This window comes from Paenibacillus sp. E194, assembly GCF_000935845.1.
In the GTDB taxonomy this organism is placed as follows: domain Bacteria; phylum Bacillota; class Bacilli; order Paenibacillales; family Paenibacillaceae; genus Paenibacillus_B; species Paenibacillus_B alvei_B.
In genome coordinates this window covers 1-16,573 of the sequence record NZ_JMDX01000137.1, presented here as the reverse complement: position 1 = coordinate 16,573, position 16,573 = coordinate 1, and the positions used below count along the sequence as shown (strand labels likewise).

The 16,573-nt window shown below is 47.6% G+C and carries 4 protein-coding genes; all 4 read left to right on the top strand.

The window, feature by feature from the left end; genetic code table 11:
- Positions 1 to 2,372: non-ribosomal peptide synthetase (locus AZ66_RS30005; RefSeq protein WP_156160013.1), on the top strand; the 2,372-nt coding region annotated here is incomplete at its 5' end.
- Positions 2,276 to 3,979 (top strand): condensation domain-containing protein, encoded by a 1,704-nt coding sequence (locus tag AZ66_RS30000; protein ID WP_082061646.1) that lies wholly within the window; start codon positions 2,276 to 2,278, stop codon positions 3,977 to 3,979. The genes AZ66_RS30005 and AZ66_RS30000, both read left to right, overlap by 97 nt.
- Before the next feature lie 11 nt (positions 3,980 to 3,990).
- The gene (locus AZ66_RS18235; protein ID WP_052648626.1) at positions 3,991 to 11,922 is read left to right on the top strand and encodes a non-ribosomal peptide synthetase; all 7,932 of its coding nucleotides are present in this window, start codon (positions 3,991 to 3,993) and stop codon (positions 11,920 to 11,922) included.
- A 24-nt stretch (positions 11,923 to 11,946) separates the two neighbouring features.
- On the top strand, positions 11,947 to 16,573 hold a 4,627-nt coding region (locus AZ66_RS18230), incomplete at its 3' end, for a non-ribosomal peptide synthetase (protein WP_044356135.1).

Sequence of the window (16,573 nt, the reverse complement as noted above, 5' to 3'; positions counted from 1 at the left end):
ACATTCATCATCCGGTAAGCCAAGAACTGTTCGAGGGACTAAAAGAGGCTGCCAGACAAAACGGAACCTCTGTCAAGACAGTATGCTTCACCGCCTACGTAAGCATGCTGCGCATGATTTCGTACGAAAGTGACATTGTAGTCGGGCTGGTGGAGAATAACCGTCCGATATGTGAAGACGGAGATCGGATGCTGGGCTGCTTCCTGAACACGGTTCCATTCCGCATGTCGGTGATGAAAGAAGGAGCAACGTGGGAAACGGTCATACAGAGCGTGAACCGGAAACTGCAAGATTTGAAGAAGTACGGCCGTCTGCCTTTATTTGAAATCGTCAAGGCGATTGGCGAAAATCCGTCGGGGCAAAATCCGATATTCGATGCCATGTTCAACTTCATTGATTTTCATGTGTATGATCAGGCGGATCAAATGGAACAGTATGCTCCGGAACAGGAGCAGCTGCTGGAAGTGGGCGGGTATGAGAATACGAATACACTGTTTGATTTCAATATTTCGACGACATTCGATCGGATGACGGTACTGTTGAATTACCAAAGCCACATTTTATCGGAGGAGTGGGCAGAACGACTGATCGGGTACTATTTCAGCATATTGCACGAGATCGTGGAGCATCCTGCTGCTCGGATCGATAAAGGGGAACTGCTGGCGCCGGAGGAAAGAGATCGATTATTGAACGTATTCAACGCAACATATTCCGTCTACCCACGAGAGAAGACGATTCATGAATTGTTTGCGGAACAGGCGGAACGGACGCCGGAGCGAACGGCGATTGTGTTCGGCGATCAGCAGATGACATACAGGGAACTGAATGAACGGACGAATCAGATGGCCCGGAAGTTGAAAAGACAAGGCGTGCAGCCGGATGACATTGTAGCCGTTATAGCAGAGCGATCGTTGGAAATGATCGTTGGAATATTTTCTATATTGAAGGCCGGAGGCGCGTATTTGCCGATTGACCCAGATTTTCCGGAAGAACGGATTCGCTATATGCTGGAGGACTCGGGTGCATCATTGCTGCTTGTTCAATCGCGGTTGAAGGAACGGGCGAGCAAGGAGGAGGCCGGATTATCGTTCCAGTTAGCAGATGCTGTTACTTTTAGCGGCAAGGTGATGGATTTGACCTTGGACATCTTGGGAGAAAACGACGAAGAGGCTGATAGTCCAACGCACTTCGCTGCGGAGTCCCATCAATTAGCTTATGTCATCTATACGTCTGGTTCGACTGGCAAACCGAAGGGTGTCATGATTGAGCATCATTCGCTGGTAAACCGTTTGAAGTGGATGCAGAAGCGATATCCGCTTAGCGGGACGGATGTTATCCTGCAAAAGACGCCATTTACCTTTGATGTTTCCGTATGGGAACTGTTTTGGTGGGCGTTGGAAGGCGCTCAGCTTTGTCTGCTTGAACCGGGCGGAGAAAAAGACCCAGGCTTGATTGCAACGGCGATTCGAAAACATCAGGTGACGACCATGCATTTTGTGCCGTCGATGATGCATGCATTTTTGGAATATATGGAGATGCACCGCGAGACTGCATCCTTGTCCTCTTTAAAGCAAGTGTTTGCCAGCGGGGAAGCGCTGCACGTTTCGCATGTGCAACGATTCCACCAGTTGTTGGGCCAAACAAACGGAACGCATCTTGCGAACCTGTACGGCCCGACAGAAGCGACGATCGATGTGACTTATTTCGATTGCGCGCCGGAAGCGAATTGGACAAGCGTACCGATCGGCAGACCAATCGATAATACGCGGATGTATATATTGGACGAACAGATGCGTTTGCAGCCGCTTGGAGTTCCAGGCGAGTTGTTCATCGCCGGGGCTGGTTTGGCCCGAGGGTATTTAAATAAACCAGAGTTGACGGATGAGCGGTTCGTAGCCGATCCATTCAGCTCCAGTGGGCTTATGTACCGTACGGGAGATCTGGGTAGATGGCTGCCTGATGGCAATATCGAATACTTGGGCAGGATTGACCATCAGGTGAAAATTCGCGGGTATCGGATCGAATTAGGCGAAATTGAAACGCAGTTGCTGCGGCATGAGCAAATAATCGAGACGGTTGTAACGGTACAACAGCATGAAACGGCCGAAAATGCGAGTCTCTGCGCTTACGTGGTTTCCAAAACAGAACTGGATCCGAGCGAACTGCGTCGTTTCTTAACGAGTCAATTGCCGAGTTATATGATTCCGACGCATTTTGTTTATTTAAAAAATTACCGATTACACCGAACGGGAAAATCGACCGCAAAGCGTTGCCGATGCCGGATGCGATCCAAACCCGCGATGAATATGTTCCACCGAGAAACGAGACGGAAGAGCATCTCGCCCAAGTGTGGGAGGCGGTTCTCGGCATAGATCGCGTAGGGATCTTAGACAATTTTTTTGCCCGGGGCGGGGATTCTATCAAGGCAATACAAATCGCATCGCGACTGCAAGTGTATCAATTGAAAATGGAAGTTCGGGATTTATTCCAAAATCCTACAATAAGCGAGCTTAGCAAGTATATCAAGAAACAAGCAACGGTTATCGATCAAGGCCCTGTGGAAGGAGAAATCAAGCTTACTCCTATTCAAAAATGGTTTTTTGGGCAGCAGTTTACCGATATGCATCATTTCAACCAGTCTGTAATCTTGCACAATGAATCTCATTTCGGAGAAGAGCGGATTCGGAACGTGCTGTTGGCGGTTGTAGAGCATCACGATATACTTCGATCCTATTTTATGGAAGAAAATCATCGTCAATTTGTTTACCGAGCGGATGCGCCGGAAAAATTGGAATTCCGAGTTATAGACATGACCAATGAAGAAGCTGCCCTCGATAGAATTCAAGAAGAAGCAAACTTGATTCAATCAAGCATGGATTTGAACAGAGGCCCACTGTTGAAGACCGCATTGTTTAGGACTCGTCGCGGCGATTATTTACTGCTTGTAATTCATCATTTAGCAGTTGATGGTATATCTTGGCGCATTTTATTAGATGATCTTCGCTTGGCGTATAACCAGATTGAGAATCAGGAGCCGATTGTATTGTCGGCCAAAACCCACTCCTTTCAAGAATGGTCTGAACGCCTGCATGTATATGCCGGCAGCAAGACATTGCTTCAAGAAATTCCTTATTGGAGCAGAGTGGAACAGATGGAAATTGCTGAACTGCCCGAAGATTACGCAATCGCAGAAGATGTAGTGAAAGACAATATGGAATTGACATTTTCGATTTCCAAGGCGGAAACGGAGCATTTATTAAAAGATGTCCATCGGGCCTATCATACCGAAATGAATGATATTTTGTTGACGGGGTTGGGCCTTACTTTGAAAGATTGGACCGGACAAAATCATGTACTTTGCAATTTGGAGGGTCATGGAAGAGAAAGCTTTGACGAGCAATTGGATGTGACCCGAACGATGGGCTGGTTTACGTCGATGTATCCGGTTGTGTTGGATATGGCAAGAGCAGACGATTTGTCTTACTTAATCAAATTCACAAAGGAAACGCTGCGCGCCATACCTCAAAAGGGGATTGGGTATGGAATTCTCAAGTATATAACACCTGAGAAATACAAGCCGGACATTCATTTTCAGTTAAAACCGCAAGTTTGCTTTAACTATTTAGGTCAATTTGACCAAGATATCCAAAGTGATTCGTTCTCCGTTATTAGCGGCGAATTATCCGGACCTAGCATTAGTTCCAAGATGGAGAGGCTGCATAAGCTTGATATTGTAGCCATGGTAGTATGCGGGCAGCTGCATATCCGCTTTGGCTACAACCGATTCATGTATCGGCAGCAAACCATCGCAAATCTGGCGGAGCAATACAAGCGCCATTTGATTCGGATTATGGAACATTGCCTCAACAAAAAGGAAAGGGAATCCACTCCTACCGATTTGGGATACGGAAAACTTTCTATCGATCAATTTGACAAATTAAAGAGCTCGTTAGCGAGTAAATTGAAAATTAAGAGCTAGGTGGTGAGTTTGTGGTAGAGATTCAAAAAATGTACCGGCTAACACCGTTGCAGGAGGGAATGCTGTTTCATTTTTTGCTCAACGAAGATACTTCACAGTATTATGAACAGTTTCACTTTCGAATAAACGGCCCAGTCAATATAACATTTTTCGAACAAAGCTTGAACGAGATTATGAAAAGGCATGACGTTTTGCGAACCGTATTCGTCTATGAAGATTTGGAGGATCCACTGCAAATTGTTCTAAAAGAGCGGCAAGCATCTTTTAATTATATAAATATTTTGCATTTACCGGAAAAGGAACAGGAACGATTTGTCGAGCAGTTTAAAGAACAGCATAAAAATGAAGGTTTTCATATATCGGAAGACGTTTTGATTAAGTTGGCCCTTATCCAGATCAAACCGGATTCGTTCCATATGATATGGAGTTTTCACCATATTATAATGGACGGTTGGTGTTTAGGGATTGTCATGAATGATTTCATCGCATTTTATCGTTCACTTGAAAATGGAAAAGAGCCTAAGTTGGGATCACCTTTTCCTTTCAGCGATTATATTCGTTGGCTGGACGAACAGGACGCAGAAGCAGCCGAGCAATACTGGGAAGCTTATTTGCAAGGATACCAGCAACTGGCTTCATTGCCTCAAAAATCGCAGCAGCAAACAGATGCATATGATCATCGGGAAGCCATATTATCGTTTGATGAGAAGATGACGCAGGAGTTGCTGCAAATTGCGGAACGGTATCATGTTACGGTAAATACCATTTTTCAGACGGCGTGGGCCTTGTTGTTAGCCCGTTACAATCAAGCGGATGATGTTGTCTTTGGCGCCGTAGTATCAGGAAGGCAAGCAGATGTTACGGGAATTGAAAATATGGTGGGATTATTTATTAATACCATTCCGGTGCGCGTTCAATTCAAGGATAATATGTCATTCTCGGAATTATTGCAGCAGGTGCAAGAGAGCGCACTTTCTTCCACGGCCTACGACTACCTTTCGTTGGCAACCGTGCAGCGCGTTTCCACGCTAAAAAATAACTTGCTGAATCATGTGATTGCATTTGAAAATTACCCGCTGCAAGATCAGTTGTCAGAGACAAATGATAATGCCGGGTTGGATTTCTCGATTGAGACCGTCACGATATTCGAAAAAACGAACTACGATATCAATATTATTGTCACGATGGGTACATCGTTGGCAGTCAAGTTTGTATACAATGCTGCTGTATATGATGAAAAGATGATCGAAAATATGACCACGCATTTGAAAAGCATTTTTTCATCTATAGCAAAATGGCCGGATATGAAATTGCAACATATCGATATGCTGACGGAAGCTGAAAAAGCGCGCATCCTAGTAGATTTTAATGATACCGAAGCCGCTTATCCGGAAGCGAAGACGATTCATGGGCTGTTTGAGGAGCAGGTGGAGAAGACGCCGGAGCAGGTGGCGGCGGTGTTCGGAGAGGAGCGATTGACGTACCGGGGGCTGAACGAACGAGCCGAGCAACTGGCGCGGGCGCTAAGGCAGCTGGGCGTGCAGCCAGACGATCTCGTTGGTCTGCTGACAGAACGTTCTTTGGATATGATGGTAGGCATTTTGGGGATTTTGAAAGCCGGAGGCGCGTATGTGCCGCTCGACCCGGATTATCCGGAGGAACGGATTCGGTACATGCTGGAGGATTGCGGAACGAAGCTGCTCGTGACGCAGAAGAAGCTGACGGAGCTCGCCGGATTATTCGCCGGAACAATACTTTATGTGGAAGACGAGCTAGTAGACGAGCTGGGCGCGGTTTCCACGGCTAATCCGGTTAAGGTGGAGATGGTCGCTGAAGAGCGGAACGTTCGAGCAGACCATTTAGCGTACGTCATATATACGTCAGGTACGACCGGGAAGCCGAAAGGAGTGCTGATCGAGCACCGTCAGGTCGTGCGGCTGCTGTTCACGGATCGGTCACGCTTTGACTTTGGTGACACAGATGTATGGACGCTGTTCCATTCGTACTGCTTTGACTTCTCCGTGTGGGAGATGTACGGGGCACTGCTGTATGGAGGCAAACTGGTCATCATCCCGAAGCAGACGGCGCAGGATCCGGCTGCCTATTTGCAGGTATTGAAGCAGGAGCAGGTCACGATCGTGAATCAGACGCCGACTGCCTTCTATCATCTAGCGGACGAAGAATTGCGGTACGCGGACAAGCGGCTTAGCGTCAGGAAAGTGATCTTCGGAGGAGAAGCATTGGAGCCTCTGCAGTTGAAGGGATTCCACGAGAAGTATCCAGAGACGCAGCTGATCAATATGTACGGCATTACGGAAACGACGGTACACGTCACATACAAAGAATTGACGGCGGACGATATCGGGCTAAGCAAGAGCAACATCGGATCCCCGATTCCGACGTTAACGGCGTATGTGCTGGATGCGGCGCGGCAACCGGTGCCGATTGGCATCCCGGGCGAGCTGTATGTGGGCGGAGCCGGCGTGGCGAGAGGGTATCTGAATCGTCCGGAACTGACGGCCGAGCGGTTTGTGGCGAATCCGTTTATTGCGGGCGAGCGCGTATACCGAACTGGGGATTTGGCGCGGTGGCTGCCGGACGGGAACCTGGAGTATTTGGGCCGGATCGATCACCAGGTGAAGATTCGTGGTTACCGGATCGAGCTAGGGGAAATCGAGACGCAGCTGCTGAGGCACGAGCAGGTAAAGGAAACGATCGTGCTGGCTCGCAAGAGCCCTGCTGGAGACTCGTATTTGTGCGCCTATGTGGTCGTAAGTCAAGAAGAGGGAGTGCCGAGCGAACTGGATGTTACGGAGCTGCGCCGTTACTTGGGGCATCACTTGCCTAGCTATATGATTCCGTCGTTCTTCGTAGCGCTGGAGCGGATGCCGCTGACGTCGAACGGAAAGATCGACCGTCAGGCGCTGCCATCGCCGGAAGGGCACGCGGTAACGGGCGTAGAGTATGTGGCGCCTCGAACCGAGCAGGAAGCACAGTTGGCGGAGGTGTGGCAGCGGGTGCTGGGCCTCGATCGAGTCGGGGTGAGAGACAACTTCTTCGATATCGGAGGAGATTCTATCAAAGGCATTCGGCTGGTTGTTGCCATAAATCAGTCGTTGGATATTCAAATGCACATGATCGATTTGTATAAGCACCCTGATATTAGCTCGCTTGTCGACCATATTGGACGATTGGAATCGGATATATCCAGTCAAGCGTGGACGGAAGCGCAAGAAGGCGTGGAGCGGTTAAAGCAACAGTTGATGGAGCAAGGAGAACTGTTCTCAGAATTGGAGATAGAGGATATTTATCCGATGAGCGATATCCAGCAGGGCATGGTGTATTATTCGATGGCTCATCCGGATGACGCCGTATACCACGACCAATTTATTTATCAGATCCGGGAAACCGATTTTGAACCGAATCTACTAAACCGGGCGCTGGACTTGCTGGTTCAGAAACATTCGATACTGCGCTGCAGCTTTCATCTACAGCAGGCTCCAGGATGGGTTCAAGCGGTGCATAAAGAGGTGGAGCTTCCTGTCGAGTTATTTGATTTGCGTGATCGTAGCCGCAGGCAGCAAGAACAGTTTATACGCGAGCAGATGGAAGCGGATCGGAACCGGCCGTTCCTACTCGATCAGGCTCCGCTGTGGCGTATCAAAGTATGCATGTTGAGCGACAGTCAGTTAGCACTTTGTTTTATTTTCCATCATGCGATTTTGGATGGCTGGAGCGTAGCTTCCTTCATTACCGAACTGATGAATGTCTATGTCCGACTGAAAGAGGAGCGCAGCTTCACGCCTGAGCCGTTGGCCAACAGCTACAAGGCGTACATAGTGGATCAGATCGCGCTTAAGAAAGAGGAAGACATTATAGAATACTGGAGATCGGAATTGGACGGCTACAAACGGTTGCAGCTCCCTGATGTTACGTTGGCGGGAACGTCTAGCGGGCGATCAGAGCGGGTCCGAATTCACCATCCAGTAAATAGAGAGCTATTCGAAAGGTTGCAAGAATTGGCAAGGAAGCATGACACTTCTGTCAAAACGGTTTGCTTCGCCGCGTACATAAATATGCTGCGCATGATTACATACGAAAGCGATATTGTGGTCGGGATCGTAGAGAACAACCGTCCTTTATGCGAAGACGGGGATCGGATGCTGGGCTGTTTCCTTAATACGGTTCCATTCCGGTTGGTGATGGATGAGAGGGCGACGTGGAATACGATTATTGGGGACGTGAAGCGGAAACTGCAAGATTTGAAGAAACACGGTCGCTTACCTTTATTTGATATCGTGAAAGCGATTGGCGAAAATCCGTCAGGTCAAAATCCGATATTCGACGTTTTGTTCAATTTCGTCGACTTCCATGTCTATAATTCGGAGGAACAAAAAGAGCGGTTTGCGCCGGATGCCGAGCAACTGTTGGATGTGGGAGCGTACGAAAATACGAACACGCTGTTCGACTTTAGTATTTCTACGACATTTGGTCAGATGGACGTACTGGTTAACTGCCAAAGCAGCGCTTTTCCGGAAGAGTGGGCTCAAAGACTGATCGGTTATTATTTCAACATCCTGCAAGACATGGTGGAACTGCCTGATAACAGTATTGATAAAGGAAGGCTGTTAGCAGCAGAGGAAAGAAAACGTTTATTGATCGGGTTTAATAATACGGAAGCTGTCTATCCGCGAGGAAAGACCATCCACGAGCTGTTTGCCGAGCAGGCGAAGAAGACGCCGAATCAGGCTGCGGTAGTATGTAAGGAACAATATTTGACGTACCGTGAACTGGACGAGCAGGCAGATCGATTGGCACGTGTACTGAAAGAGCGGGACGTACGGCCGGATGGAATCGTAGGACTTATGGCAGAAAGTTCCCTTGAAATAGTCGTGGGCATTTTGGGCGTATTGAAAGCCGGTGGAGCGTACTTGCCGATTGATCCGGAATATCCGGAAGAGCGCATCCGTTACATGCTGGAAGACTCAGGTGCTTCAATGTTGCTCATTCAGCCGCATTTGAAGGAGCGAATGTACGATTGGATCGGCCAACCGTCTGGATTGGCGAAATCAAATTCGTACCAACTGCTGGAGCTGAGTCTGGAACGTTCGGATGAAAATGAATGGTACGGACGTGAAGGTGAACGCGAAGCCGCAGCGGCGGGTATATCGCTTGAGCCGTCTGAATCTACTGCGGGCCCGCATCATTTGGCATATGTCATCTATACGTCAGGCTCAACTGGGAAACCAAAAGGAGTTATGGTCGAGCACCAATCCTTGGTCAATTTGAGTGTGTGGCATAAACAATTTTATGAGGTGACGGAAGCGGATCGCAGTGCGAAGTATGCGTCGTGGGCGTTCGACGCCTCGGTATGGGAGCTGTTCCCGTACCTGATATCGGGCGCAACCGTGCATATCCTTCCCGAGGAACTTCGGTTGGATATTCGCGCTTTGAACGATTATTATCACGGCAACGACATTACAATTGCGTGGCTGCCGCCGCAAATGTACGAGCAACTGTCAGAGTTGGAAAACGACAGTCTACGTTTGCTGCTGACCGGCTCGGATAAAGTCAAAGGGTATAAGCCGGTGAACTATGAGGTATGGAATACGTACGGGCCGACGGAAAGCACCGTCATCTGTACGGCTTACCGCATAGAAGGAGAGGAAACGAACATTCCGATCGGGAAACCGCTGACCAACACGAGAATGTACGTTCTGGATGAATACATGCAGTTGCAGCCGATAGGTGCGCCTGGAGAACTGTTCATTGCAGGTGAAGGCTTGGCTCGGGGTTATTTGAACCGGCCGGAATTGACGGTAGAGAAGTTTGTAGATGATCCGTTCGTGCCTGGCGAACGCATGTATCGCACAGGCGATTTGGGGAGATGGCTGCCGGATGGGAATTTGGAATATTTGGGTCGTATCGACCAGCAGGTAAAAATTCGCGGTTACCGGATTGAAATAGGTGAAATAGAAACCGCTCTGCAGCGTGAGGGGATAGTCAAAGAAGCGGTTGTCATTGCGCGTCAGGATGAACATGGAGTTCCGTTCCTATGCGCCTATGTAGTGGCGACAGAGGAACTGGATGAAGCGGAACTGCGTCGGGTGTTGGGGCAGCAATTGCCAAGTTATATGATTCCGGCCTTTTTTGTACAGTTGGAATCCATGCCATTGACTCCTAACGGGAAGGTGGATAAGAAACAATTATTCAATACTGAGCTGGACAAGACGCGATATAAAAATACCGAGTACGCGAAACCTGAAACCGATGTGGAGAAAATCGTCGTTGCGATCTGGGAAGAAGTGCTGGGAGTTAAGGAGATAGGAATAAGAGACGACTTTTTTCAGTTGGGCGGAGATTCGATAAAGGCGATTCAAGTTGCTTCCAGGCTGCACAACCATAATTACAAATTGGCCATTAACGATTTGTTTTATCATCCTACCATTGAACAAGTCAGCCCATATATCGAGATTATGGAGCGCCAAATCGATCAAGGCAGCGTCGAGGGCGTTGTCGAGCTTGTGCCTATTCAAAAAATGTTCTTGGAGCAAGAAACGAATGCGCCCCATCATTTCAATCAATCTGTCGTGTTATTCGCCAAGCAAGGGTTTTCAGAGGATGGAATCCGAAAAGCATTTACTAAAATTGTAGAGCATCATGATGCTTTGCGTATGGTCTATAAATATGAAGACGCGGAATATAAGCAGTTTAACCGTAGCTTGAATGGAGAACTGTTTCATTTGACGGTGAGCGATTTACTGCGCTGCAACGATGCTGCCGCATTGGCAGAGCGAATTGAACAGGAGGCAAATCGAATACAAGAAAGCATCGATTTGCAAGTAGGTCCTCTTGTGAAATTGGGCTTATTTAAAACGAGTGCAGGCGATCATTTGTTAATCGTCATCCACCATTTAATCATAGACGGAGTTTCTTGGAGAATTATATTGGAAGATTTAGCAACTGCTTATGCCCAAACGATGCAACATAAGCCGATCCAACTGCCTAGAAAAACAGACTCCTTCCAAAGATGGGCTGAGCACTTAACATACTATGCAAACGATTCTGCAATTCAAGAAGAGTTGAGCTATTGGGTTGAGCTAGAGACAATAACGACCAGTCCGTTGCCAAAAGATTATGACTATGGCGAAATTCAACTGCGTGAATTGGATTATGTAACCGTCGAATTATCTCGCGACAATACAGATAAATTATTACGTCACATCCATCACGCCTACAATACGGAAGTCAAAGACATTCTGTTAGCGGCTCTCTCTTTAAGTCTATATGAATGGGGATTACAAGAGCAGGTAGTCGTAAATCTAGAAGGACATGGTAGAGAAGAACTGATTAAAGATATCGACATTACGAGAACGGTAGGCTGGTTTACCGCTTGTTATCCTGTAAAATTGCATGCCTATCCAAATAAAGATTTGGGATATCAGCTTAAAGCGACAAAAGAAAGCTTGAGAAACATTCCGAATAATGGGATTGGATATGGAGTAATTAAATACTTAACGAGCAAGAAGAACAAAAATGATGTTGAACTATCATTGCAACCGGAAATCAATTTCAACTATTTGGGACAATTCGGCCAAGGAAAAGAAGATTCGGAGTTTCAAACATCTCCATTTTCAACCGGACGTTCATTAAGTCCAGATTCCAAAGCCCATTATGTCATTGATATGAACGGGATGATAGCGGACGGCACTTTCTCGTTAACGATAGGTTATAGTACGAAGCATTATCAGAGAGACACGGTGAAGCGGTTAGGAGAAATTTATGAAAACGTTCTAATAAACGTCATTCATCATTGTGAGGAGAAAAAAGACACTGAATTTACTCCAAGCGATTTGGTAACTGCAGACCTGTCCATTGAAGAACTTGAAGAATTAAACGAAGAGATAGCTACATTGCTTGATTTGGATGAAGAGTTAACGTAAAACGTGTACGAAAGGACTAAATTAATGTCGAAAAAAAGCGTCATTCAAAACATCTATCGTTTAACTCCTCTTCAACAGGGGATGTTGTTTCATACACTTTATGACAATGATTCCGCTTATCTTACTCAGCATTTTTTGAGCATCGACGGCGATTTCAATGTCCCTTTATTTGAACAAAGTTTAAATGTCGTCATTGCTAGATATGACATTTTGCGCACCATTTTTCGCCAAAATAAAGAGGATGAATACGTTCAAATCGTATTGAAGGAGCGACGGTTAAAAATTCAAACGGAAGACATCTCGCATCTGAATGAGGCCGAAATGGAGCAATATGTTCATTCTTATATGAAGAATGATCGGGATCGCGGATTCGATTTGTCTAAAGATTTGTTAATGAGACTTTCGGTATTTCAACTTAAAGAAGGTCGGTATCAGTTGCTATGGAGCCACCATCACATTTTAATGGATGGCTGGTGTTTGTCCATTATCATAAACGAAACGATGCATATCTATCATGCATTAGTAGATAACAAGCCCTATCAACTAAGTAAAGTTACCCCTTTCAGCCTGTATATAAAATGGCTAGAGAAGCAAAATGACCGTGAGGCGCAACAATATTGGAAGGATTACTTGAAAGACTATAACCTGCAAGCTTCCGTGATAGGAAATACATTTCACGGCCAGCACCATGACGCGGAAGTTTGCAAGACAAACTTTACCTTCAATCAGCAGGAAACAGCGGCATTAATGGAAATCGCCACCGCGAGCAAAGTTACTTTCAATACGTTGCTTCAGACGATTTGGGGCGTATTATTGCAAAAGTATAATCAAGTGAACGACGTCGTGTTCGGCACTGTCGTATCCGGGAGACCACCGGAGATTAGAGGAATCGAGGATATGGTGGGTCTTTTTATAAACACGATACCTGTGCGGATTCGATGCCAGGCTGAGACAGCGTTTACCGATTTGTTAAATTCGGTGCAGCAGTCTTCTATCGCTTCAGCTCAATATGATTTTTTTCCGCTTTATGAAATCCAGTCCGGATCCGAACTGAAAAGGGGATTATTCAATCATATTACGGTATTTGAAAATTACCCGATAGCTGAAGAAATAGAGGGAACCGCCCGTGAACAACGGATGGCTATTACCAGTGTGGATGCTGTTGAAAAAACGAATTACGATTTCAACGTTGCTTTTATTCCTGGTCGCGAGTTGATCGTTCAATTTATTTATCATTCACAGTTCGGCGAGGGATATGTTCAAACAATAGAGGGTCATTTCAGAAATATTGTTGCGGCTGTAATCGCATGTCCGGACGTTCGTATTGAAAATATTGAATTGCTTACGAATGAAGAGCGAGAGCTAATTGTGTCGGGCTTCAATGATACCCGCATCGCATATGGGGAGAAAAAGACGTTCCATGAACTGTTTGAAGAGCAGGCGTTTAAGACGCCGGATCATGTGGCAGTTGTATTCGAAGAGGAAAGGTTGACATACCGCGAATTAAACGAACAAGCTGACCGTCTGGCAAGAATGCTGCAAGCGCAGGATGTCAAGCCTGACACCATTATAGCTATCATGGCTGAACGGTCTTTAGAAATGGTTGTAGGCATGCTAGGGATACTGAAGGCCGGCGGAGCTTATTTGCCCGTCGACCCGGGGTACCCGTCCGAACGAATTCGCTACATGTTGGAAGATTCGGGCGCATCACTGCTGCTGATTCAACCGCACTTGAAAGATAAGGTATGTACAGCAGATGTGCAGCAGTCCCCGATGACCGACAAAATCATGTATAGCGGTAAATTGGTAGATTTAAACTTGGCTGACGGCGAGGCGGAGGAATTAGAAAACGTCCCGTTGCACACGAATGTCCAACCGCACCATCTTGCCTACGTCATTTATACGTCCGGTTCTACCGGCAAACCGAAGGGGGTCATGGTGGAGCATGCGGGCCTGACCAATTTGAAAATGTATTTCCAGTCCGTGCTTGGAGTGTCGGAGCGGGATCGCATCGTTCAATTTGCGAGCTGCTCATTCGATGCATCGGTTTGGGAAATGGGGATGGCTTTATTCACCGGTGCGGGGTTGTTCATTCCATCGGAAGAAACGATTCGTCATACCAGTTTATTTATGGAGTTTTTGAACCTCCATCAGATTACGGCGGCTACGCTGCCGCCTACCTATTTGCACCATTTAGACCCGGATGCGGTATTGTCGCTGCGGACATTAGTTACGGCTGGCTCGGTGGTTTCGCCGGAGCTCGTATCGCGATGGAAGAACGAATCCCGGCATTTTTATAATGCGTACGGCCCTACAGAGGCAACCATTTGCGCAACTGCTTGGTTCGAGCCCGGTAGTAATGGTTCGGAACGCCGTTATGTGCCGATAGGGAATCCGATTAGCAATACACAGGTGTACATTCTTGATGAAGCGGGGCAGCTACAGGCCATAGGCGTGCCCGGTGAAATATATATTGCCGGCGATGGGTTGGCGCGTGGTTATTTAGCTCGTCCGGAGCTGACGGCGGAGAAATTTGTGGTTAACCCGTTTCTCCACGACGGACGCATGTATCGGACGGGCGACTTGGGCAGATGGCAGCCTGACGGGAGTATCGAATATTTAGGACGGATTGATCATCAGGTAAAAATCCGGGGTTACCGGATCGAACCCGGTGAAATTGAAGCGCATTTATTGCGACACGAACATATTAAAGAAACGATTGTCATGCTACGGCAGGATGAACATGAAGCTCCTTACCTTTGTGCGTATGTGTCGGCAGAAGAAAACGTAGATGCGGCGGAGCTTCGCGGTTTTTTAGGAAAAGAATTGCCGGGTTATATGATCCCGTCATTCTTTGTGCAGTTGGACAAGCTGCCGTTATCGCCAAACGGAAAGATTGACCGCCAGGCGCTGCCAGCCCCGGAAGGAGCGGGTGGAGCCGAGTATGTGGCGCCGCGGACGGCGCTGGAAGCGCGGTTGACGGATATATGGAAAAGCGTGCTCGGCATTGAAAGGATTGGCGTAAAGAACAACTTCTTTGATCTTGGCGGCCATTCGTTGAAAGCAACGACGCTCGTGGCACGGATGCATAAGGAGTTAGATGTTGACGTTTCGCTGCGGATCATATTCCAGTCTCCGGTTCTGGAGCAGTTGGCCCAAGCAATTGAATGCATGGAGCAGAAGTTGCATGCATCGATTAAGCCTGCTGAAGCAAGGGAACATTATCCGGTTTCTTCGGCACAAAAACGGATGTACATTCTGAATCAGTTGGAAGGTGCGGAACTTAGCTACAACATGCCGGGAGTATATTCGGTGGAGGGGCAGCTTGATGCGGGGCGGCTCGAGCAAGCATTTAGTGGGTTGATCGCGCGTCATGAATCGCTGCGCACCACATTTGAACTGGTAAATGGCGAGCCTGTGCAGCGTGTACATGATCAGGTTTCGTTTATGGTGGAGAGGATAAGCCTGTCCGGGCCGGAACTGTTGAAAGAGGAACGAATCGCACGGCAGGTAGCGGATTTTGTACGCCCGTTTGATTTTGAGAAGGCGCCATTGCTGCGCGTGGGACTTATTGAAGTGGAAACAGAACGCCATCTTTTGTTGTTCGACATGCACCATATTATTTCAGATGGAATATCCATGAATGTTCTGGTGCGGGAGTTTGCTCGTTTGTATGATGGCGAAAATCTGCAAGAGCTGCGGATTCAGTACAAAGACTATGCGGTATGGCAGCAGACGTTGCACGAAAGTGGATCGATGCAAGCGCAGGAGGCATTCTGGCTGGAGACATTTGCAGGCGAGATCCCGGTTCTGGAGCTGCCAACGGACTATATACGTCCGGCGGTACAAAGCTTTGAAGGAGAAGCGCTCTATTTCCATATCGAGAGGGAGATTGCGGCCGGGTTGCAGAAGATAGCCGCAGATACGGGAGCGACGATGTACATGGTGTTGCTGGCGGCTTATACGGTGCTGCTGTCCAAGTATACAGGGCAGGATGACATCGTCGTCGGCACGCCGATTGCCGGCCGTCCGCATGCCGATTTGGAACCACTGATTGGCATGTTCGTTGGCACGTTGGCGATGCGGAATTATCCGACGGAAGACAAGTCGTTTGCCGCATTTGTCCGGGAAGTGAAAGAACGTACGCTGAAAGCGTTTGAACATCAGGATTATCCATTTGAAGAATTAGTCGAGAAGCTGGATGTGCCTAAGGATTTGAGCCGCAATCCGCTGTTTGACGCGATGTTCGCAATGCAGAATACGAATGATGATGAAGTTAGGATTGCATCGCTTCAATTTACGCCGTACGGCTCGAACCATACGGCGGCAAAGTTTGATATAACGATGAATGCAGTGGAAATGGAAGAAGCCATAGGCTTCCTTGTTCAATATCGGACGTCTTTGTTCCGCAAAGAGACGATGGAGCGCATGGCATCTCACTTTACGTATTTGCTGAAGGCCGTATCGGAGCAGCCGGAGCAGCGGATAGGTGAAATCTGCATACTGCCGGAGCAGGAACGCCAGCTTGTGCTGTACGAATTTAATGCTGCGGAAGCCGATTATCCACAAGCGAAGACCATCCATGAGTTGTTTGTGGAGCAGGTGCGGAGGACGCCGGAACAGGCGGCGATCGTGTTCGGAGAACACCGAA

Coding starts and splice junctions, on each gene's coding strand:
- AZ66_RS30000 (WP_082061646.1), top strand. CDS start 2,276: ATGCCGGATGCGATCCAAACCCGCGATGAATATGTTCCACCGAGAAAC.